The sequence below is a fragment of the Streptomyces monticola genome (assembly GCF_042665355.1).
Classification (GTDB): Bacteria; Actinomycetota; Actinomycetes; order Streptomycetales; family Streptomycetaceae; genus Streptomyces; species Streptomyces monticola.
On sequence record NZ_JBHTCF010000016.1, the window covers coordinates 60,322 to 81,596 of the forward strand.

At 72.1% G+C, this 21,275-nt stretch carries 20 protein-coding genes and 1 riboswitch; of the genes, 12 read left to right on the plus strand and 8 right to left on the minus strand.

All coding sequences use genetic code 11. The features are described from left to right. Positions 1-5: 5 nt before the first annotated feature. Together ACFQVC_RS30375 and ACFQVC_RS30380 are read right to left on the minus strand one after the other, a co-directional pair. Positions 6-239: a ferredoxin gene (locus ACFQVC_RS30375; protein ID WP_381836564.1), complete on the minus strand. Its 234-nt coding sequence runs from the start codon at positions 237-239 to the stop codon at positions 6-8. Between the two features lie 39 nt (positions 240-278). Beyond that, positions 279-1,736: an aldehyde dehydrogenase gene (locus tag ACFQVC_RS30380; RefSeq protein ID WP_381836566.1), complete on the minus strand. Its 1,458-nt coding sequence runs from the start codon at positions 1,734-1,736 to the stop codon at positions 279-281. A gap of 240 nt (positions 1,737-1,976) precedes the next feature. On the opposite strand from ACFQVC_RS30380, the gene ACFQVC_RS30385 reads away from it, so the two are divergent. From ACFQVC_RS30385 to ACFQVC_RS30415, 7 genes are all read left to right on the plus strand, one after another. Beyond that, positions 1,977-3,014 carry an MBL fold metallo-hydrolase gene (locus tag ACFQVC_RS30385; RefSeq protein WP_381836568.1) on the plus strand — a complete coding sequence of 346 codons (1,038 nt, stop codon included), beginning with the start codon at positions 1,977-1,979 and terminating at the stop codon, positions 3,012-3,014. Between the two features lie 150 nt (positions 3,015-3,164). After that, a riboswitch (cobalamin riboswitch) is annotated at positions 3,165-3,237 on the plus strand. Between the two features lie 132 nt (positions 3,238-3,369). Next, positions 3,370-4,587 carry a prenyltransferase/squalene oxidase repeat-containing protein gene (locus ACFQVC_RS30390; protein ID WP_381836570.1) on the plus strand — a complete coding sequence of 406 codons (1,218 nt, stop codon included), beginning with the start codon at positions 3,370-3,372 and terminating at the stop codon, positions 4,585-4,587. Further along, complete coding sequence (locus ACFQVC_RS30395; RefSeq protein ID WP_381836572.1) at positions 4,584-5,276, plus strand: SCO2322 family protein; 693 nt, start codon at positions 4,584-4,586, stop codon at positions 5,274-5,276. Before ACFQVC_RS30390 ends, ACFQVC_RS30395 begins: the two co-directional genes overlap by 4 nt. A 14-nt stretch (positions 5,277-5,290) precedes the next feature. Next, complete coding sequence (locus tag ACFQVC_RS30400) at positions 5,291-6,469, plus strand: energy-coupling factor transporter transmembrane component T (RefSeq protein WP_381836574.1); 1,179 nt, start codon at positions 5,291-5,293, stop codon at positions 6,467-6,469. Further along, on the plus strand, positions 6,466-8,256 hold the full coding sequence (locus ACFQVC_RS30405) for an ABC transporter ATP-binding protein (protein WP_381836576.1): 1,791 nt from the start codon (positions 6,466-6,468) through the stop codon (positions 8,254-8,256). Before ACFQVC_RS30400 ends, ACFQVC_RS30405 begins: the two co-directional genes overlap by 4 nt. Continuing rightward, positions 8,253-9,188, plus strand: a complete 936-nt coding sequence (locus ACFQVC_RS30410; RefSeq protein WP_381836578.1) for an ECF transporter S component — start codon at positions 8,253-8,255, stop codon at positions 9,186-9,188. The genes ACFQVC_RS30405 and ACFQVC_RS30410 overlap by 4 nt, the downstream gene beginning before the upstream one ends. 364 nt (positions 9,189-9,552) lie before the next feature. Next, on the plus strand, positions 9,553-10,002 hold the full coding sequence (locus ACFQVC_RS30415; RefSeq protein WP_381836580.1) for an aggregation-promoting factor C-terminal-like domain-containing protein: 450 nt from the start codon (positions 9,553-9,555) through the stop codon (positions 10,000-10,002). 206 nt (positions 10,003-10,208) lie between these two features. Here ACFQVC_RS30415 and ACFQVC_RS30420 read toward each other — a convergent pair whose 3' ends face one another. Then, entirely contained in the window at positions 10,209-11,378 is a 1,170-nt protein-coding gene (locus tag ACFQVC_RS30420; RefSeq protein ID WP_381836582.1) for a steroid 3-ketoacyl-CoA thiolase, read from the minus strand. A 270-nt stretch (positions 11,379-11,648) separates the two neighbouring features. On the opposite strand from ACFQVC_RS30420, the gene ACFQVC_RS30425 reads away from it, so the two are divergent. The 3 genes from ACFQVC_RS30425 to ACFQVC_RS30435 all read left to right on the plus strand — a co-directional run bounded on the left by ACFQVC_RS30425 (position 11,649) and on the right by ACFQVC_RS30435 (position 15,895). After that, positions 11,649-12,893, plus strand: a complete 1,245-nt coding sequence (locus tag ACFQVC_RS30425) for a cytochrome P450 (protein WP_381836584.1) — start codon at positions 11,649-11,651, stop codon at positions 12,891-12,893. A gap of 162 nt (positions 12,894-13,055) precedes the next feature. Beyond that, positions 13,056-14,348, plus strand: a complete 1,293-nt coding sequence (locus tag ACFQVC_RS30430) for a glycosyltransferase (protein ID WP_381836586.1) — start codon at positions 13,056-13,058, stop codon at positions 14,346-14,348. Between the two features lie 107 nt (positions 14,349-14,455). Next, positions 14,456-15,895 carry a hypothetical protein gene (locus ACFQVC_RS30435; protein ID WP_381836588.1) on the plus strand — a complete coding sequence of 480 codons (1,440 nt, stop codon included), beginning with the start codon at positions 14,456-14,458 and terminating at the stop codon, positions 15,893-15,895. Positions 15,896-15,905: 10 nt separating this feature from the next. Here ACFQVC_RS30435 and proP read toward each other — a convergent pair whose 3' ends face one another. Together proP and ACFQVC_RS30445 are read right to left on the minus strand one after the other, a co-directional pair. After that, on the minus strand, positions 15,906-17,306 hold the full coding sequence (gene proP, locus ACFQVC_RS30440) for a glycine betaine/L-proline transporter ProP (RefSeq protein ID WP_381836589.1): 1,401 nt from the start codon (positions 17,304-17,306) through the stop codon (positions 15,906-15,908). 232 nt (positions 17,307-17,538) lie between these two features. Continuing rightward, the gene (locus ACFQVC_RS30445) at positions 17,539-17,940 is read right to left on the minus strand and encodes a hypothetical protein (RefSeq protein WP_381836591.1); all 402 of its coding nucleotides are present in this window, start codon (positions 17,938-17,940) and stop codon (positions 17,539-17,541) included. 117 nt (positions 17,941-18,057) lie between these two features. On the opposite strand from ACFQVC_RS30445, the gene ACFQVC_RS30450 reads away from it, so the two are divergent. Further along, entirely contained in the window at positions 18,058-18,477 is a 420-nt protein-coding gene (locus ACFQVC_RS30450) for a DnaJ family domain-containing protein (RefSeq protein ID WP_381836593.1), read from the plus strand. A gap of 63 nt (positions 18,478-18,540) precedes the next feature. Here the strand turns inward: ACFQVC_RS30450 and ACFQVC_RS30455 are convergent, their stop codons facing one another. Further along, positions 18,541-19,527, minus strand: a complete 987-nt coding sequence (locus tag ACFQVC_RS30455; protein ID WP_381836595.1) for an ion transporter — start codon at positions 19,525-19,527, stop codon at positions 18,541-18,543. 161 nt (positions 19,528-19,688) lie between these two features. On the opposite strand from ACFQVC_RS30455, the gene ACFQVC_RS30460 reads away from it, so the two are divergent. Next, positions 19,689-20,015 carry an antibiotic biosynthesis monooxygenase family protein gene (locus tag ACFQVC_RS30460; protein WP_381836597.1) on the plus strand — a complete coding sequence of 109 codons (327 nt, stop codon included), beginning with the start codon at positions 19,689-19,691 and terminating at the stop codon, positions 20,013-20,015. A gap of 114 nt (positions 20,016-20,129) precedes the next feature. Here the strand turns inward: ACFQVC_RS30460 and ACFQVC_RS30465 are convergent, their stop codons facing one another. Both ACFQVC_RS30465 and ACFQVC_RS30470 read right to left on the minus strand, forming a co-directional pair. Further along, complete coding sequence (locus tag ACFQVC_RS30465) at positions 20,130-20,510, minus strand: hypothetical protein (protein WP_381836599.1); 381 nt, start codon at positions 20,508-20,510, stop codon at positions 20,130-20,132. Continuing rightward, complete coding sequence (locus ACFQVC_RS30470) at positions 20,507-21,232, minus strand: hypothetical protein (protein ID WP_381836601.1); 726 nt, start codon at positions 21,230-21,232, stop codon at positions 20,507-20,509. Before ACFQVC_RS30470 ends, ACFQVC_RS30465 begins: the two co-directional genes overlap by 4 nt. Positions 21,233-21,275 lie beyond the last annotated feature (43 nt).

Here is a 21,275-nt window from a genome sequence, read left to right on the forward strand (position 1 = left end):
ACCGGCTACTCCTCCGGCGGAAAGACCGGTTCGCCGCTGCCGAGCAGCGTGATGGTGATCGCCTCGACCGGGCAGCCCTCGGCCGCTTCGAGCACCTGCTCGTTCGCATCCGTCTCCGGCTCGGTGGGGTGCGACTGGCGTGCGCTGTCGAGGCGGAAGCGGTCCGCCGCGGCGGCCACACACATCCCGGAGCCGATGCACACCCCCCGGTCCACCTCGACGTGCCAACGGTCACCCATCAGCTCACCTCATCCCTCGTCTCCCTGACGGTCCTGCGGTCATCCCTCGTAGCCGGCCGGCAGGTGGATCATCTTGTGCTCGAAGTACTCGCCGTAGCCCTCGGGCCCGAACTCCCGGCCGAGACCGGAGTTCTTGTAGCCGCCGAAGGGGCCGAGCATGTCGAGGCTGAAGGTGTTCACGCTGTACGTGCCGGTGCGCACCTGCCGGGCCACGTCGATGCCGCGCTCGGTGTCGGCGGTCCAGACGCTGCCGCTCAGGCCGTACTCCGAATCGTTGGCGATCTTCACGGCCTCGGCCTCGTCGCCGTACGGGAGCAGGCAGATGACCGGGCCGAAGATCTCCTCGCGGGCGATCCGCATGGAGTTGTCCACCTCGCCGAAGAGGGTCGGCTCCACATACCAGCCCTTGTCGAGGCCGGCCGGACGCCCGCCGCCCGTAAGGACCTTGGCGCCTTCCTCCTGGCCGATACGGATGTAGTCGAGGGAGCGCTGCTGCTGCCTCTTGGCGACGAGCGGGCCGAGTTCGGTGGCCGGGTCGAGCGGGTCGCCGACCTTCAGGGCGCCGGCCGCGGCGGCGAAGGCCTCGGCGAACTCGTCGTAGCGGGTGCGCGGTACGAGGATGCGGGTCTGGGCCACACAGGCCTGCCCGTTGATCATCCAGGCGAAGGGCACGATCCCGGCGACGGCGGTCTGCGCGTCGGCGTCCGGCAGGATGACCGCGGCCGACTTGCCGCCGAGCTCCAGGGTGACGCGGGTGAGATTGCGCGAGCAGACCTCCATCACCCGCTTGCCCGCGCCCACCGAGCCGGTGAAGGACACCTTGTCGACACCGGGGTGCGCGACCAGATACTCACTGACCTCGCGGTCGGCGGGGATGACGGACAGCACGCCTTCGGGCAGGCCGGCCTCGGCCGCTATCTCGGCGAGCAGATAGGCGTCGAGCGGTGTCTCGGGCGAGACCTTGAGAATCGCCGGGCAGCCCGCGAGGAGCGCCGGGGCGAGCTTGGCGGCGGCGGTGAACTGCGGGACGTTCCAGGGCACTACGGCCGCGACGACCCCGACGGGCTCACGGCGCACCAGGATCTTGCCGAGGACGCCGTCGCGCTTCTCCTCGTAGGTGAAGTTGCGAGCCGTGGTGATGGCCGCGTCCCAGACCATCATCGAGGCGAGCGCCTGCACCATCACGCTGGAGGTGTAGGGGGTGCCGTTCTCCGAGCTGATGACCCGGGCGATCTCCTCGTGCCGGACCGCGAAGGCGTCCTTGATCCTGGTGACGACCTCGATCCGCTCCTCGAGCGACATCCGGGGCCAGGGCCCCTCGTCGAAGGCGCGGCGGGCGGCGGCGACGGCGCGGTCCACATCGGCGGGCGCGGCGTGCGGGACCCGGCCGATGACCTCCTCGGTGTGCGGGGAGACCACCTCGATGACGTCCTTGCCCTGCGGGTCCACCAACTCCCCGCCGATGAACAGCTTCTGATGTTCCACGAGCTCGGTCATGGCCGACTGCCTCCTGCGGACCTTGACGGGGCGAGTTTCTGACGCTGTTTCAGATTTACATCTCCAGAACTGATACCAGTTCTAGTTCATGTAGTCCACGGAGGGAACGGGCGTGCGCCTACCAGATGGTGGACTTGGGCGACCACTGAAACTAGTTCTAGTTATAGTGAGCCGGTCGGGGACCGTGGCGGACGGCCGCGAACGACGTGGCGCACGGCCGCGAACGGATGGGAGCGCTCCATGACGCAAGTGACCGAGCACGGCGGGGGCGTATGGAGCATCAAGGTGCCGATCCCCGACAACCCACTCGGGCACACCCTCGTCCATCTCCTCGACACCGACCGCGGACCTGTCCTGATCGACACCGGCTGGGACGACCCGGACTCCTGGGACACCCTCGTCGCCGGGGTCGCCGCCTGCGGGGCGGCCATCGGCGAACTGCAGGGCGTGGTCGTCACCCACCACCACCCCGACCACCACGGCCTGTCCGGCAAGGTGCGCGAGGCCTCCGGCGCGTGGATCGCGATGCACCCGGCGGACACCCATGTCGTACGCCGCACCCGTGAGCAGGAGCCGGGCCGCTGGGTCGGCTACATCGCGGACAAACTCGCCGCCGCCGGCGCCCCGGAGGACCACATCTCGCCGCTGCGCGCCGCCCGCGCCTCGGGCCGGGCGCGGACCGTGCCGGGGCTCAACTCCGCGCTGCCCGACCGGGAGATCACCCCCGGCGAGCTGCTCGATCTGGCGGGGCGCAGGCTGCGCGCCATCTGGACCCCGGGCCACACGCCGGGCCATGTCTGTCTGCACCTGGAGGAGGAGCACCCGGCCGGTAAGCCCGGCCGCGGACGGCTGTTCTCCGGGGACCATCTGCTGCCCGAGATCACCCCGCACATCGGCCTGTACGAGGACCCGGACGACGAGACCGTGACCGATCCGCTCGGCGACTACCTCGACTCGCTCGAACGCATCGGGCGCCTCGGGGTCGCCGAGGTGCTGCCTGCCCACCAGTACGCGTTCACCGACTCCGGCGGCCGCGTCGGGGAGCTGCTCGACCACCACGAGGAGCGTCTGCGGCATCTGCGCGAGCTGCTCGCGGAGCCGCTCACCCCCTGGCAGACCGCCGAGCGCATGGAGTGGAACCGGCCCTGGGCCGATATCCCCTACGGCTCCCGGAACATCGCAGTATCGGAAGCGGAGGCCCATCTGCGGCGCCTGGTGAAGCTGGGGCTCGCGGAAGCGGTGGAGGGCAGCGATCCGGTGGTGTACCGGGCGGTGTGAGCAGGGGGTGCCCGGCGATGCGCGGGCGGCGTGCCCCGCGGTGTGAGGGCGGTGTGAGGGGGCGCCCTCACGTGAGGAGCCGGGGCAGCGTGCCCGGCGGGCCGCGGTGACCGCCCGGTACAGTGGGCGGGCACGAATCACGCCCCTCGGGGGAAAGCCGGTGGAAACCCGGCGCTGACCCGCAGCCGTGAGCCGACCCCTGGGTCGGTGAGCCGGAATGCCCCGGAGGGCGTGCGCTCCAGTCGCTCCGCGCAGGCGAGGCGACGGCCACCGTCGAGGTATACGGAGCCGGAGCTCGGTCCCCGCCGCGGGCCCGCGCCCCTGCTCCCCCGCAGGAGAGGCACCCGCCCCGATCATGAACGTTCGCCGCACCGCGGCTGCCACCGCCGCCGCTGTCACCGCAGCGCTCCTTGCGGTCGCCGCCCCCGCCGCTCACGCCGCCGACACCCCGTCGCCCAGCGCACCGGCCTCGCTCCCCTCCGGCCTCTACGGCAAGAAGGACCCCAAGTTCGACGGTGTCTTCCGGCAGTCGTACGCCCTGCTCGCCCAGGACACCGTGGGCGTGAAGCCCGCGCAGAAGGCCGTGGACTGGCTGACCGGCCAGCAGTGCGACAGCGGCGGTTTCGCGGCGTTCCGGGCCGACCCGAGCGAGGCCTGCGACGCGAAGACGCAGGTCGACTCCAACTCCACGGCCGCCGCGGTACAGGCACTCACGGCGCTCGGCGGGCAGGACGCCACCGTGAAGAAGGCCGTGAGCTGGCTGAAGTCAGTGCAGAACCAGGACGGCGGCTGGGGCTACAACCCGGGCCTGCCGACCGACGCCAACTCCACCGGCATCGTGGTCGGCGCCCTCGCCGCGGCGGGCGAGAAGCCGCAGGCCGTGAAGTCGCAGAAGGGCAAGTCGGCGTACGACGCGCTGCCGAAGCTCGCGCTCTCCTGCGACAAGGGCGAGGACGGTGCCTTCGGCCTGGCGGACATGAAGACCGGGAAGCTCGCGGCGAACGCCGACGCGACGGCGGCCGGTGTGCTCGGCTCCCTCGGTGACGGCCTGGTCGTGAAGGCCGCCGAGAAGCAGTCACCGGCGAAGTGCGCCGAGCCCGGCGACGTACGGCAGGCCGCGAAGAACGGCGCCGCCTACCTCGCCGACACGCTCGCGAAGGACGGCCACCTGAAGTCGTCCATGCCGGGCGCCGAGGACCAGCCGGACTACGGCAACACGGCCGACGCGGTCGTCGCGCTGTCCGCCGCGGGGCTCACCGACCAGACCAAGAAGCCCGTCGAGTGGCTGCAGCAGAACTCCGCGAAGTGGGCCAAGGAGAACGGCCCCGCCGCCTACTCCCAGCTGATCTTCGCCGCGCACGCGACCGGCGCCGACCCGCGTGACTTCGGCGGCACGGACCTGGTGAAGGCCCTCAACGCCACCGGTCCCGCCCCGGAGAAGGCCGCCGCCGCGGACTCCGAGAAGAAGGACGACGGCGGCGGTGTCCCCTGGTGGATCATCGGTGTCTTCTTCGTCGCGAGCGTCGGCATCGGCTTCCTGATCAGCGGCCGTAAGAAGAAGACCCAGCTGTGAGGTCACGCTGCCGCACCTCGGCCCGGGGCGCCTCCACGGCCGCCTTGGTGGCACTGGCCACCCTGTGTGTCGTCCTGTTCGCCTCCCCCTCGTACGCCGCGGGCTACCGCTACTGGTCCTTCTGGTACCAGAAGGACGGTGCCTGGGCGTATGCGACTCAAGGGCCGTCCACGTCGCGGCCCGCCGACGGGGACGTGGAGGGGTTCCGGTTCTCGGTGAGCGCCGACTCCCAGGACGCCTCGAAGCCGCGCGGCACCGCGAAGTTCGGTGAGATCTGCGCGGACACCCCGGCCAAGGACGGCAGCAAGCGGATCGCCGTCGTCGTCGACTTCGGCACCGCGGGCGACGCCCCGAAGGGCGAGACACCGCCGAAGCCGCGGAGCGCCTGCGCGCAGATCTCCGAGAACGGCACCTCGGCGGAGGCCCTCGCCGCCGTCGCCGAACCCCTGCGCTACGGCAACGACGCGCTGCTCTGCGCCATCGCGGGCTACCCGAAGGCGGGCTGCGGCGAGCAGGTCGCGGAGGACGGCGGTGAGCAGGACGGCGGTGAGCAGGACACCGCCGCGCGGGAGACCGGCAAGGACAGCGACGGGGACGGCGGTCCGTCCGTCGGCCTGATCGCGGGCGCCGCCGCGGTGTGCGCACTCGGCGCCGCCGCCGTGTGGCAGGCCCGCCGCCGCCGCGGCTGACCCGGGAGCCGGGCATGGCCATGGAGAGCGGCACGGGCGGCCGGCGCCTTCGCGCCCCCGAGGCGAACCGGAGCAACGCCCTGCACCCCGGCGCCTGGTGGGTGTGGGCCCTGGGTCTCGGCACCGCCGCGTCCCGCACCACCAACCCGCTGCTGCTCGGCCTGCTCATCGGCGTCGCCGGCTATGTGGTCGCCGCACGCCGCACCGAGGCTCCCTGGGCGCGCAGTTACGGCGCGTTCGTGAAGCTCGGCCTGTTCGTCCTCGGTATCCGCCTGGTGTTCGCGGTGTTCCTCGGCTCGCCGATCCCGGGCTCGCATCTGCTGTTCACGCTGCCCGAAGTGCCGCTGCCCGAGTGGGCCAAGGGGGTGCGGCTCGGCGGCCGCGTCACCGCGGAGACCCTGGTCTTCGCACTGTACGACGGCCTGAAACTGGCCACGCTGCTGATCTGCGTGGGCGCCGCCAACGCCCTCGCCAATCCGGCCCGGCTGCTCAAGTCCCTGCCGGGCGCGCTGTACGAGGCGGGCGTCGCGGTCGTCGTCGCGATGACCTTCGCGCCGCAGCTGATCGCCGATCTGCAGCGGCTGCGGGCGGCGCGGCGCCTTCGCGGCCGCCCCGACCGCGGCGTACGCGGACTGCTCCAGGTCGGACTCCCGGTCCTGGAGGGCGCGTTGGAGCGCTCGGTGGCCCTGGCCGCCGCGATGGACGCCCGCGGCTACGGTCGCAGCGCCGAAGTGCCCCCGGGCGTCCGCCGCACCACCGCCGTCCTCACGCTCGGCGGCCTCCTCGGTGTCTGCGCGGGGACGTACGCGCTGCTCTCCGCCACAGGCGCCGGCTACGGACTGCCGGTGCTGCTCGCCGGTCTCGCCGCGGCGCTCGGCGGGCTCTGGCTCGGCGGGCGGCGCAGCGTGCGCACCCGCTACCGGCCCGATGTCTGGGGCACGCGCGCGTGGCTGGTGTCCGGCTCCGGAGTCGCGGTGGCGTCCCTGATGATCTGGTTCGCGTCGGGCGACGCCGCGGCCCTGCACCCCGGCGTGGTGCCCCTGGTCGCCCCCGGCCTTCCGGTGTGGCCCGCGGCCTGCGTCCTGATCGGGCTGCTCCCGGCCTTCGTCGCACCCGCGCCGCCTGCCGCCGAAGCCCCCCGGGTCGACCGAGCTCCCCGGTCCGCCGAAGCCCCTCGGAAGGAAGCCCCATGATCCGTTTCGAGGATGTCTCGGTGACCTACGACGGCGCGGCCGCCGCCACGGTTCAGGGCATCGACCTGGCCGTCCCCGAGGGCGAGTTGGTGCTTCTGGTCGGCCCTTCCGGGGTCGGCAAGTCCACCCTGCTCGGCACGGTCAGCGGCCTCGTCCCGCACTTCACGGGCGGCACCCTGCGCGGCCGCGTCACCGTCGCGGGCCGTGACACCCGTACCCATAAACCGCGGGAACTCGCCGATGTGGTGGGCACGGTGGGCCAGGACCCGCTGTCCCACTTCGTCACGGACACGGTCGAGGACGAACTGGCCTACGGAATGGAGTCGCTGGGCCTGGCCCCGGACGTGATGCGGCGCCGGGTGGAGGAGACCCTCGATCTGCTCGGCCTCGCCGAACTGCGCGACCGTCCCATCGCCACCCTCTCCGGCGGCCAGCAGCAGCGCGTCGCGATCGGCTCGGTCCTCACCCCGCACCCCGACGTCCTGGTCCTCGACGAGCCCACGTCGGCCCTCGACCCGGCGGCGGCCGAGGAGGTCCTGGCCGTACTGCAGCGCCTGGTCCACGACTTGGGCACGACGGTCCTGATGGCCGAGCACCGCCTGGAACGCGTCGTCCAGTACGCGGACCAGGTGCTGCTGCTGCCCGCCCCCGGCGAAGCACTCGTGCTCGGCGCGCCCGCCGACGTGATGGCCGTGTCCCCGGTGTACCCGCCGGTGGTCGGGCTCGGCCGCCTGGCCGGCTGGTCCCCGCTGCCGCTGTCCGTACGGGACGCACGGCGCCGGGCGGACTCCCTGCGGGACCGGCTCGCCGACGCTCCGCCGCCCGCCCCCGAGGGCCCCGCCGGTGCGGCCGCTCCCGGAACCCCCGAGCCTGACCACCCGGAGCCGAACCGCTCCGAGCCGAACCGCTCCGAGCCGGGGAAAGGACCCGCCGCGCCACCCGCCCGCGCCGGCCGTGGCCTGCTCGCCCGCCTGCGGCGCGGCACCCCGGCGCCCCCGTCCCGGACGGAGACGGGCGGGTACGGCACCCCGGTCGCCGTCGTGGACGCACTCGCCGTACGCCGGGGGCGGGTCGAGGCCCTGCGCCGGGTCGACCTCGAGGTCACCCGGGGCGAGACCATCGCCCTCATGGGCCGCAACGGCGCCGGCAAGTCGACCCTCCTGAGCGCCCTCGTCGGTCTGCTCGAACCCACCGGGGGCTCGGTACTCGTGGGGGCGGCCACCCCGCACCGGACCGCGCCCCGCGACCTGCTGCGGCACGTCGGCCTCGTACCGCAGGAACCGCGCGACCTCCTCTACGCCGACACCGTCGCCGCCGAGTGCCAGGCCGCCGACCACGACGCGGGCGCCGCGGCCGGCACCTGCCGCGAGCTGCTCGACACCCTGCTCCCCGGCATCGCGGACGGCACCCACCCCCGCGATCTCTCGGAGGGCCAGCGCCTCACCCTCGCCCTGGCCGTCGTCCTCACCGCGAAGCCCCCGCTGCTGCTGCTCGACGAGCCGACCCGCGGCCTCGACTACGCGGCGAAGGCCCGTCTGGTGGGCATCCTGCGCGGCCTCGCCGGTGCGGGGCACGCGATCGTGCTCGCCACCCACGACGTGGAGCTCGCCGCCGAACTGGCGCACCGCGTGGTGATCCTGGCCGACGGCGAGGTCGTCGCGGACGGCCCGACGGCGGACGTGGTGGTCTCCTCACCGTCCTTCGCCCCGCAGGTGACCAAGATCCTGGCGCCGCAGAAGTGGCTGACGGTGGCGCAGGTCGACTCGGCCCTGGCGGGCACCCGATGACCGCTGCGGGCCGGGCGGCCGTGGCACAGGCGCGGGCCGTCCGCCTGGGCCCCAAGTCGGTGGCCGCGCTCCTTCTGGTCAGCGCCATCGGCGTGGCCGCGTTCGGCTGGCCGCTGCTCGCCGACACCGGCTCCGGCGTGACCGCGCACGCCCAGGACGCGCCCTGGCTGTTCGCCGCGCTGCTGCCGCTCCTGGTCGGGGTGGTGGCGGCGACCATCGCGGAGTCCGGGCTCGGCGCGAAGGCCGTGGCGATGCTCGGTGTGCTCGCGGCGGTGGGCGCCGCGCTGCGTCCGCTGGGCGCCGGCACGGCGGGCCTGGAGCCGATGTTCTTCCTGATGGTGCTCGCGGGCCGGGTACTCGGCCCCGGCTTCGGCTTCGTGCTCGGCTCGGTCACGATGTTCGCGTCCGCGCTCCTGACGGGCGGCGTCGGGCCGTGGATGCCGTTCCAGATGCTGACGATGGGCTGGGTGTCGATGGGCGCGGGCCTGCTGCCCGGCCCGGACCGGCTGCGCGGCCGCGCCGAACTCGGACTGCTCGCGCTGTACGGGGCGGTGGCGGCGTTCGGCTACGGGCTCGTGATGAATCTGTACGGCTGGACGATCGTGCCCGGCCTGTCCTCGGGGATCTCCTTCCACCCCGGCGACCCGCTGCACGAGAACCTGGTCCGCTATCTCGCGTACTGCATGGCGACCTCGCTCGGCTGGGACCTGGGCCGGGCGGTGGTGACCGTGGCCCTGACGGTCACGGTCGGGGCGACGGTCCTCAAGGCGCTGCGGCGGGCGACCCGGCGGGCGGCTTTCGAGGCGCCGGTCACATTCGCCGGGCCCGTCGACGGGGCCGACGGCGGGGCCGACGGGTCAGCCGGGTCCGCCGGGTCCGCCGCGCCCGGGAAGCACGAGGCGCGGGTCACACCCGACGCCTCTGCGCCGTAGGGGATCACGTCCGCTGCGTAACGACAGGGGTCCCCCGAGGGTGACCCCGGGCACAGGACCTTGGTCCTCCACGAAGCCGCCTAGTAGGGCCACAGGCATGATCCACGGGCCCTCTGAAACCCGCGCCGACCTGCGACTTCAACCCCCTTGGCGACATTGAGGACCTTCCACCCCCAATGCGACCACCACTAGTAAAAGGGGTCATTGCGGAGACGTAACAGCCCTGCTTCTCTGGATGAGTCGCAGGGCGCCGCCCGGCCGCACCGGCCGCAGCGCCCCGGCATCCCCCCGCGTGGCCCCCCCGTGGTTCCGCATGCGGTACCGGCTTGCCTGCGACGCCCTGTCCCCTTCTGGAAGGCCCCCTGTGTCCGTCTCCCGCTTCCGCCGCATCGCCACCCCGAAGAAGACCGCCGCCGGCGCCGCCGTGGCCCTCGCCACCGCCGGCATGCTCTTCTCCTCGGTCCCGGCCCACGCCGCCGTGCAGGCCGCCCCCGCGGCCGCCCCGGCCGCGGCCCCCGCCGCCGCCGGCTCCGCGCAGGCGATCGCGAAGCAGATGATCCCGGACCCGGCCCAGTACGCCGCGTTCAGCAAGATCGTCGCCCACGAGAGCGGCTGGAACCACACGGCCAGCAACAAGTCCTCCGGCGCCTACGGCCTGGTCCAGGCGCTGCCCGGCTCGAAGATGGCCTCCGCGGGCGCCGACTGGAAGACCAACCCGGCCACCCAGATCAAGTGGGGCCTCGACTACATGAACTCCCGCTACGGCAGCCCGGCCGGCGCGTGGAACTTCTGGTCCTCGCACGGCTGGTACTGAACCGCCGGCCGCTTGTCGGTTCGTGAATGGCCGCACCCCATACGCGGGGTGCGGCCATTCGCGCTCCGTTGTCCTCAATCGCCGGACGGGCTCAATTTGAGCCCGTCCGGCGATTGAGGACAGCTGTCCGCAGGACTTTCGGGAAGGGGCGGGGAGGGGAAGAAGCCCGCCGCAGGCGCCCAACCCCCCACCCGGCCGTCACCCGCCTACAGCCGCTGAAGAATCGTCGCCGTAGCCAGCGCCCCACCCGCGCACATCGTGACGAGCGCGAACTCCTTGTCCCGCCGCTCCAGTTCATGCAGAGCCGTCGTGATCATGCGCGCCCCCGTCGCCCCCACCGGGTGCCCGAGCGCGATCGCGCCGCCGTTCACATTGACCTTCTCCAGGTCCTGCTCGAAGACCTGGGCCCAGCTGAGCACCACCGAGGCGAAGGCTTCGTTGATCTCGACGAGGTCGATGTCCTTCAGGGACATCCCGGCCTTGCCGAGCACCGCCCTAGTCGCGTCGATCGGGCCGTCCAGGTGGAAGTGCGGATCGGAGCCGACCAGGGCCTGGGCCACGATGCGCGCCCGGGGCTTGAGCTTCAGGGCCCTGGCCATCCGCTTCGACGCCCACAGGATCGCCGCGGCCCCGTCGGATATCTGCGAGGCGTTCCCGGCCGTGTGCACGGCGGTGGGCATGACCGGCTTGAGGCCGGCGAGGCCCTCCATCGTCGTGTCGCGCAGCCCCTCGTCACGGTCGACGAGCCGCCACATGCCCTGGCCCGCGGCCTGTTCCTCCTCCGTCGTCGGCACCTGCACGGCGAAGGTCTCGCGTTTGAAGCGCTCCTCGGCCCAGGCGATGGCCGCCCGCTCCTGCGAGATCAGGCCGAGCGAGTCGACGTTCTCGCGGGTGAGCCCCCGGTTGCGAGCGATGCGCTCGGCGGCCTCGAACTGGTTGGGCAGATCGACGTTCCACTCGTCGGGGAACGGCTTGCCGGGCCCGTGCTTGGACGCCGAACCGAGCGGCACCCGCGACATCGCCTCGACGCCGCAGCTGATGCCGACGTCCATCACCCCGGACGAGATCATGTTGGCGACCATATGGCTGGCCTGCTGCGAGGATCCGCACTGGCAGTTGACGGTGGTCGCGGCGGTCTCGTACGGCAGGCCCATGGTGAGCCAGGCGGTACGGGTCGGGTTGGCGGACTGCTCACCGGCCTGGGTGACCGCGCCGCCGACGATCTGCTCGACGCAGTCGGCGTGAATGCCGGTGCGGGCGAGGAGTTCGCGATAGGTCTCGCCGAGCAGATAGGCCGGATGAAGATTGGCGAGCGCTCCTGAGCGCTTGCCGATGGGGGTGCGTACGGCTTCGACGATGACGGGTTCCGCGGCCATGGGCTCGTCCTCTCCTCGCACAACTCGCCCGTCCAGGGGCGATCCCGGCACCCCGCCGGTACGGGCAGATAGAACTAGTACGCGTTCTAGTTCTGAGAGCAGTCTTATGAGTGCGCCCCGTCCACCGCAAGGGTCTTGCACGGAGTGCCTGCGCAACAGATGGCGTCGGAGCCCTTGCCACTTGTAGAACCCGTTACTACCTTTCGGACAACTTCTGATGGGCCGTCAGACACCCGCGCGGCCACACGTCGTACGACCATGGAGTTGCCGATGCCCTGTCCCGCGCTGCCTGACGGGTTCGACGCCACCGACCCCGATCTCCTCCAAAGCCGCATCCCCTTCCCGGAGTTCGCCGAGCTGCGGCAGACCGCACCGGTGTGGTGGTGCCCGCAGCGGCGCGGCGTCACCGGCTTCGACGACGAGGGCTACTGGGCCGTCACACGGCACGCCGACGTCAAGTACGTCTCCACGCACCCGGAGCTGTTCTCCTCCACCGCGAACACCGCGGTCATCCGCTTCAACGAGCACATCAACCGGGACCAGATAGACGCCCAGCGGCTGATCATGCTCAATATGGACCCGCCCGAGCACAGCCGGGTCCGCCAGATCGTCCAGCGCGGCTTCACCCCGCGGGCGATCAGGTCCCTCGAAGGCGCCCTGCGCGAGCGGGCGGGACGGATCGTCGAGGAGGCGAAGAAGAACGCCGGGCCCGACGGCGCCTTCGACTTCGTCACCAATATCGCCGTGGAGCTGCCGCTGCAGGCCATCGCCGAACTCATCGGCGTACCCCAGGAGGACCGCTCCCGGATCTTCGACTGGTCGAACAAGATGATCGCGTACGACGACCCGGAGTACGCCATCACCGAGGAGGTCGGCGCCGAGGCGGCGATGGAGCTCATCGGCTACTCCATGAACATGGCCGCGGCCCGCAAGGAGTGCCCCGCCAAGGACATCGTCAGCCAGCTGGTGGCCGCCGAGGGCGAGGGCAATCTGTCCAACGACGAGTTCGGCTTCTTCGTGCTGCTGCTCGCCGTCGCCGGGAACGAGACCACGCGCAACGCCATCAGCCACGGTATGCACGCCTTCCTCACCCACCCCGACCAGTGGGAGCTCTACAAGCGCGAGCGGCCCGCGACCGCCGCCGAGGAAATCGTCCGCTGGGCCACTCCCGTGACCGCCTTCCAGCGCACCGCCACCGAGGACACGGAGCTCGGCGGCGTCCGGATCAAGGCCGGGGACCGGGTCGGGATGTTCTACTCATCGGCCAACAACGACCCCGAAGTCTTCGACAGGCCCGACCAGTTCGACATCACCCGTGACCCCAACCCGCATCTCGGCTTCGGCGGCGGAGGCCCGCACTTCTGCCTCGGCAAGTCCCTGGCCATCCACGAGATCGACCTGATCTTCAACGCGCTCGCGGACGCCCTGCCCGACCTCAAGCTCGCGGGCGACCCCCGGCGGCTGCGCGCGGCCTGGCTCAACGGCATCAAGGAACTCCAGGTCAGCACCGTCTGACCGGCACCCGGGGGCACCCGGGGCCGATCGTGGCGGCCGCTTCGCTTCGGGAGGCAGGGGCTCACTCTCCACGCCCCGCCCCTGCCTCCCGGACCCGCCCGCCGATCCGCCTGGCGGTATCCGGGGTTGTCAACCGCCCTCATTCACCGGCACGTTGGCGGGGTGCGCATCGGCTTTCTGCTGCACAACGCGTATGCGATCGGCGGGACGACCAGGACCACCTTCAATCTGGCCGGTTCCCTCGCCGACCGCCATGACGTGCGGATCGTCTCCGTCTTCCGGCACCGCGCACGGCCGCTGCTCACTCCCCCGCCCGGAGTGCCGCTCACGGCCCTGGTCGACCGGCGCGGCACGGCGCCGGACGCGGCAGACCCCCGCGCACACGAGCCGGGCCGCTTCTTCCCCGCGGGCGAGAGCCGCGCACCCCAGTACCACCGGCTCGCCGAGGAACGCGTCATCGACTGGCTCAAGGCGACCGGCACCGGCACCGGCACTGACACCGCCACCGAGGCCGACGCCGTCATCTCCACCCGCACCGGACTCAACGTGCTGCTCGCCCGCTTCGGCCCGCCCGGCACCCTGCGCATCGGCCAGGAGCACCTCACCCACGACGCGCACCCGCACCGGCTGCGCCGTGAACTGCAGCGCTGGTACCCGCGGTTGGACGCCCTGGTGACCATGACACGGGCCGACGCCCGCGCCCACCGCACCGGGCTCGCCCTGCCGCACGGCCTGGTCACGGCCATCCCCAACTGCGTACCGCAGACGGAGGCGCCGCCCGCCGACCTCACCCGCGAAGTCGTCGTCGCGGCCGGACGTCTCACCCCGGTCAAGCGCTATCACCTGCTCGTCGCCGCCTTCGACCGGGCCGCCCGTGACCGCCCCGGCTGGCGCCTGCGCATCTATGGCGCGGGCGTCGAGCGGGACCGGATCGCCGCCGAGATCGACCGCCGCGGCCTGCGGGACCGGGTACGGCTCATGGGGGCCGTCACCCCGCTCGACCCGGAGTGGGCCAAGGGGTCGATCGCGGCGGTGACTTCGGCCCAGGAGTCGTTCGGCATGACCATCGTGGAGGCGATGCGCTGCGGCCTTCCGGTGGTCGCCACCGACTGTCCGCACGGCCCGCGCGAGATCATCCGCGACGGTGTCGACGGCCGGCTCATACCCCGCGACGACCTCCGCGCCTACAGCGCCGCCCTCGCCGAGCTCATGGACGACCCGGCGCTGCGCCGCCGGATGGGCGCGGCCGCCCGCGAGCACGCGGCGAAGGCCTTCGCCCCGGAGCAAGTCACCGGCCGCTACGAGGAGTTGCTCTCCGCCCCGCCCGAGCACCCGGACACGGTCCCGCCCGCCCCGCGCCGCGTCCTGGCCCTGTACCGGGCCACGGTCCGCCTCCTGGCCGCCGGGGCACTGCGCCGCACACGGCGCACCCTGCGGCGGGCGGTAATGTCCTGACGTATCCCCCCCCTCTTGCGGCGATGCGGGAACCCTTGCCTCCTGCGGGCAGTCAGGGCAGTCACCAAGTACGGGTCCGCAAACGGAGGTTGACGATGCTGCCCGGAGTGCGCGATGGCCAAGGCCGCACGGCCGGGGAGGAGGCGGGAGCGCGGCACCGTCGCGCGCACCGTGCCCTCCTCGCCGTGTGCGCGGTCGTCGTGCTGCTGTCCGCCGCCCTGCAGCCGCTGACGCAGCCCCTCGGCTGGGACGAGCTGGTGTACGCGAGCCGGTTCACGCCGTTCGCGAACGGCCTCGACGTGCCCTTCGAAGCGCCCCGCACCCGCGGAGTGCCCACGCTGCTCGCCCCGGTCGCCCTCTGGTCGGACTCGGTGCCACTGCTGCGCGGCTGGCTGAGCCTGCTCGCGGGGGCCGCGCTGTACGCCGGATTCCTGCCGTGGCTGCGGGAGTTCGGCACCCGGCCCGCCGTCGTGCCGATCGCCGCCGCGGGCTACGGCACCCTCTGGTCGGTCCTGTTCTACGCCTCGTCCGCCATGCCCAACCACTACACGGCGATGGGCGCGACGGCCGCCGTGGGCTGCTTCGTGCGGTACGCGGGCGGTGAGCGGCGCCGCCGGCTGCTGTCCGGGCTCGCCCTGAGCCTTGCCCTGGCCACCCTCATGCGGCCCAACGACGCGGTGTGGATCGCGGGTCCGCTGCTGCTCGCGCTGCTCGTGCACCGGCCATGGCGGGCGCTCGCACCGGCCGTGGCGATGGCGGCGGGGGCCCTGGCGGCCGCCGTGCCCTGGGTGATCGAGTCCGAGGTCCGCTTCGGCGGCATCGGCGAGCGGCTCGCCCTGGCCACGGATCAACAGGGCGGCATGAAGCCGCAGTTCAACGTGTGGCGGATGGTGTCGGCGGTGGACGGGCCGCTGCTCTGCCGCCCCTGCACGGACGACGCCCTGTCCGTGCCGCCGTCGCTGTGGTGGTTCGCGCTGCCCGTCCTGGCGGGCGTGGGTCTGCTGCTCGCCGGGCGCGCACGGCGCGGCGGGCTCTGGCTCGCGACCGCCGTCGCCGGGTCGACGGCGGTGACGTACGCCTTCCTCATCGACTACTCGGCCGCACGGTTCCTGTTCACCTCGTACGCCCTGCTCATGATCCCGGCGGCGGTCGCGCTGCACACGGCGTGGACGGCGGCCCACCGCGCCCGTCTGCCGCTCCTGGCCCTGTGCGGCACGCAGCTGGCCCTGCAGCTCTCCCTGACGCACGGCAACGCGGACATCCAGGCCGAGGCCCGCCGCGACTGGACCCGCGTCACCGCGGCCCTGCGGGAGGCGGACATCGGCCCCGGCTGCCGCCTCGCCGGCAGCAGCTCGGTCATCCCCATCGCCCACGCGGCGGGCTGCCGCCCCACGGCCACGAACCCGGACGCCCTGGTCCTGCGCGGCACCCGGCCCCCGCACGCGCGGCGCCACTGGCGGGTGATCGCGGTGCCCGGCGCGTACAACGACTGGTGGATCGCGGTGCCGGCCCCACCGGCCGGCGGGCAGCGCTGCCGAGACGGCTGACGGCCGACGGCTACGGACGGACTCCGGCAGTCAGGGCGCGCGCCTCCTCCTCGGTCTCCACGGCGGGCGGCGAGCCCGGCAGGGGCCTGCGGGCGCTCTCCGTCATGAACCAGACGGCGACACCGCCGACGACGGCCGCGGCCATCATGTAGTAGGCGGGCATCATCACGTTGCCGGTGGCGCCGATCAGGGCCGTGACGACCAGCGGGGTCGTACCGCCGAAGATCGAGACGGAGACGTTGAAGCCGATCGACAGGGAGCCGTAGCGCACCCGGGTCGGGAACAGGGCGGGCAGCGTGGACGGCATCGTCGCGGTGAAGCAGACCAGGAGCAGACCGAGCGCCGCCATGCCGAGGCCGATGGCGAGCAGCGAGCCCTGCCGGATCAGGAGCAGCGCGGGCACCGACAGGAGCAGGAAGCCCGCGCAGCCGAAGGCGATCACCGGGCGGCGGCCGACGCGGTCGGTGAGCAGGCCCGCGAAGGGCTGGACGACCATCATCAGGGCCATCACGCCGAGGACCACGAGCAGCCCGTGGGTGGCGTCGTAGTTCAGCTCACCGGTGAGGTAGCTGGGCATGTACGACAGGAGCATGTAGTCCGTGACGTTGAAGACCAGGACCAGGCCGACGCACAGGAGGAGGGCCCGCCACTGGCCGGTGATCATCTCGCGCAGCGGCACCTTGGGCCGGTCCTCCTCGGCCTTGTCCAGCTCGGCGGCGAAGGCCGGGGTCTCCTCCAGGCGCATCCGCAGATAGAGGCCGATCAGACCCATCGGACCCGCGATCAGGAACGGGATGCGCCAGCCCCAGGACAGCAGGTCGTCGGTGGAGAGCAGCGCGGTCATCAGGGTGACGAGCCCGGCGCCGCCGATATAGCCCGCGAGGGTGCCGAACTCCAGCCAGCTGCCGAGGAATCCGCGCTTCTTGTCGGGCGCGTACTCGGCGATGAAGGTCGAGGCGCCCGCGTACTCGCCGCCCGTGGAGAAGCCCTGCACCAGACGCGCGGCGAGCAGCAGAACGGGCGCCCAGATGCCGATCGCGGCGTGCGAGGGGATCAGGCCGATCGCGAACGTGCCCGCCGCCATCATGATCATGGTGAAGGCGAGCACCTTCTGCCGGCCGATCCGGTCGCCGAGCGGACCGAAGACCATGCCGCCCAGGGGGCGCACGAGGAACGCGGCGGCGAAGGCACCGAAGGTGGAGAGCAGTTGGGCGGTGGCGTTGCCCGAGGGGAAGAAGACCTTGCCGAGGGTGACCGCGATATAGCTGTAGACGCCGAAGTCGAACCACTCCATGGCGTTGCCGAGTGCGGCCGCCTTGACGGCGCGCTTGACCATCGCGGGGTCGGTGACGGTGACCTCGGTGGGCGGCGCGGACACAGCCGGATTCGGGGCGAGAGTGGCGGAGGACATGTATCCCGAAGATAGGGGCACATACCCCCATTACGTACGGTATGCATCCCGTCGCATAGCTCGCGGAAACCCGCCTCTACCAGGCTCATTGCCGTGTACGCGGGCGTGATGCGCACCAGCGGCCTGTGATCTTTGTCGCGCTCGCCCGGTGCAACCGCCCCGCCCCTGAGCGCCTGTCTCTACAAGAAGGCCCTGAGCAGGTCGGATGTCTCTACGAAAGGCCTCCCTGCCCTTATGACGCGTACATCTCGTGGAAGAAGCCCACGTTCACGCTGCGCGGGCCGCTCCTGTCCTGGATGACCACCTCTCCGGAACCGCCCACGGGCAGCGGCACGGTCCCGCCGTACGCCAGCGAGTGCGACACTCCGCCGGTCACGAACCGCACGTCCGACGACGGTTCCGGATGCGAACCCTGCAGCCAGGTGAGGCTCCAGGTGCGGTCGGCGGCGCAGCGGAACTCCAGATGCACGCGGGACACGAACAGCCAGTCGTCGGGCGGCGAGAGGCGGCACACGGCGCGGTCGCGACCCACCCTCAGGACGGCGCCCGGGGTGCTCTGCTCATCGGCCATGAGCATGCCCGCCGTCGCTCCCGTGTCCGCTTCCGACACCGAGGCCATGGTGAGCTCCAGCACGTACGCTCCTTCATCTCGCGGAACGCTCAAGGGAGTTGGGTACTCACCTGAGCCGGGACGCGGTGGGGCGCGCGGCCGCATGATAGGCCCGGACAAGCCGTTTGCGACACTGGTGGCATGACCGAGCGAAAGCCTCCCGGCGTCAGCTTCGAGTCCTGGGTCGACCGGCAGATCCGCGAGGCGGAGGAACGCGGCGCCTTCACGGATCTCCCCGGCGCGGGCAAACCGCTGCAGGACCTGGAGCAGCCGTACGACGAACTGTGGTGGATCAAGCGGAAGCTGGCCCGCGAGGGCATCTCGCACCTGTCGCCGACCCTGGCCCTGCGCAAGGAGGCCGAGGACGTCCTCGCCGCGGCCGCGGACGCGCCTTCGGAGCGGGCGGTGCGCGAGCTCGTGGCGGAGCTGAACGAGAAGATCCGCGCGGCCCTGCGCAGGCCGCCACCGGGGCCGCCTCTCGGGCTCACCCCCTTCGACCCGGACGAGATCGTCCGCACCTGGCGCGAGCAGGGCCGGGGCGCGGACGAGTCGTCACCGTAAGAACATCACCGCGGGAACGTCACCGTAAGAACATCACCGCGGGAACGTCACCGTAAGACGTCGCTAGGAGCGGGTCCTCTCCGGCGTCTGCGTCGGCGTCTGTGCCGGCGCCCCTGGCACCCCCGGTACCCGCACCACCTCGCGCGGCAGGCTCCGCTCCAGGTCGTCGAGAGCCTGCCGGGCGGCGGCGATGCGCTGGTGCAGCAGCGGTGCCGGATCGTTTCCCTGCGGGGCGACGCCGCCCGAGCCGCGCCGTTCCGCCCGCTCCGCCTTCTCCCGTTCGGCCCGCTCCCGTTCCGCCTTCTCCAACTCCCGTGCCTCTTCGAGGGAGTTGATGACGACGCCGATGAGCACATTGACCAGGACGAACGACGCCATAAGGACGTACACGCCGTAGTAGACGATGCTCCAGCGGGAGATCTCAAGGCCGCCGTGCACCGCCTCACCGAGCCCGTCGAGGGTCATCAGGAGCAACAGCGTGAGCACGGCACGGCCCAGGGAGCCGAAGTGCTCGGGATCGGCGCGGGCGAAGAAGATCCAGCCGATCATGGCGTAGACGTACAGGAGCAGCGCGCCGACGAGCAGGAAGCTGACCGTGCCCGGCAGGCTGCGGCCGATCGCGACGAGCAGGATGCGCAGCTGCGGCAGGAACCGTGCGGTGCGCAGCACACGGGCGAGCCTGAGCAGCCGGAGCAGCGTGGTGTTCTCGCTGACGACCGGCAGGAAGACGCACAGCACCACGGCGAGGTCGAAGAGGTTCCACGGGTCGCGGAAGAAGTCCTTCGGGCGGTCGGCGTGCGCACCGATCCGCAGCAGTATCTCGACGGCGAACCCGGCGATGCAGCAGTGCTCGGCGAACCGCAGCCAGTGGTGCCAGTCGTGCACGACCCCGGCGTAGGTCTCCACGCCGAGCAGCACCGCGTTGCCGAGGATCAGCGCGATCACGACGAGGGCGAACCAGCGCGCCTCGGTGAGGGTGCGGCAGCGGCGCGCCAGGGCGTGCCGGGCGGACGGGATGCGGGAGGTTCGGGCCGCCGTTGGGACCGTCATTCCACTCCTTCACAGCTCGGTGACGACACAGAGGCTGCCCAACCCAAGTGGATCTCAAGGCCTTTGCGCGACCGATCCGCGCCCCTCCTCACTCGTAGGAGTGAGCCGTCGGCCACGGGGCGCTGATCCGGCCCATAGGGGGCGTACGAGAGGATGTCCGCATGAGCATCGTGAAGATCAACGCCCTGACCGTCCCGCAGGAGCAGCGCGAGGTCCTGGAGAAGCGCTTCGCCGCGCGCGCGGGCGCCGTGGAGAGCTCCGACGGCTTCGAGTGGTTCGAGCTGCTCAAGCCGCTGGAAGGCACCGACCAGTACCTCGTCTACACGCGCTGGCGCGACGAGGCCGCGTTCCAGGCCTGGATGGAGGGCCCGATGAAGGCCGCCCACCAGGGCGGCGGCGAGGGCGGCGAGCGGCCCAAGCCGGCGGCGTCGGGCTCGACGGTGTGGACCTTCGAGGTGGTACAGCAGGCGGCACCGAAGCAGGCCTAGACGGCGGGTCCCGGACCGGCAGAGGCCCAGGCCTGGGGGCCTGGGCCATGGATGGGTAATGGGTACCTCTTCTGCCGATGCGGGCATGGGTACCTCTTCCGCCGATGCGGGCCGCTACAGACGCAGGAGCCGCTCCGCCAGGTCCCGGTACTGCCGCAGGGCGTGGCGGAGTTGCTCCGTGCCCTGCTCCTGCCCGGCGTCCGTGTCCGTCGCGACCGCGATGGCCTCCCGCCGCTCGCGCACCGACTGCGCGAGATGATCCGCGGCCTCCTCGACGACGCTCTCGGCATCGGCCGCCGACTGCCGCGGATCGTCCACGAAGCTGTTCAGGGCGTGCTGCAGACGCAGACCCAGCTTGTCGCGCACATCGGCCGCCACGAGTGAGGTGGCGCTGCCGTAGTCCTGCTCGGTCAGATGCCGCTGCTCGGTCCTGTGCTGTCGCTGCTCGGCGATCGGCTGTCGCTGCTCGGTCATGTCCTGTCGCTGCTCGGTCATCGGGCCTCGCCCTTCTTGCGGAACGCCCAAGGCGGGTGGGCGCGTTCGGTGAACTTGCCGGAACCCCGTGCGTTCCGCTCGGGCCGAGTGATCCCGGCCTTCTTCCCGGAAGCCTGCTTGCCGGAGACCTGCTTGCCGGAGGTCGCGCCGTCGGCGCTCGCACTGCCGGCGGCCTCCTTGTCGACGCGCTGGGCGGCGACCAGGTCGTCGAAGAGCCCGCGCGCCTCCAGGAACGCCGCCCGCAGCTCTTCCGTACCGGCACCGTCCTGCACGCGCGCGTGCAGCCTGCGGTAGCCCCGGATGCGCGTTCCGTGGTGCACGGAGAGCGCGGCGATCTGCTCCTCGTAGTGGTCGGCGGGGTAGCCACGCTCACCCGCGAGCCGGGCGAGCAGCCGGTCGGCGTCGTCGGCCGCCTGCTGCGGCGACTCCACGAAACGCTCCTGGAGGGTGGCCCATTGAGCGGCGTAGCGCTCCCGCGTCGCGGGCGGCAGCGGCTTGTGCCGCAGGTTGCCGTGGCGGCGTACCCGCTCCTTCAGTTCGCGTTCGGCGGCCTTGGTGTCGCCGTCGTGCCGGGCCACGGTCGTGTCGTACTCGGGCCCGAACCGGCGCCGCAGCGACGTGCCGCCGCCACGGCTCAGGGGTCCGGCCAGTACGGCCCAGACGAGAGCCGCGACGAGGACGACGGCGACCGCGATCAGGACCACGGTCAAAGCGGTGGACATGGTGCGCTCCCGAAGTGTGTGAGGCTGTCGTCACGACGGGTAG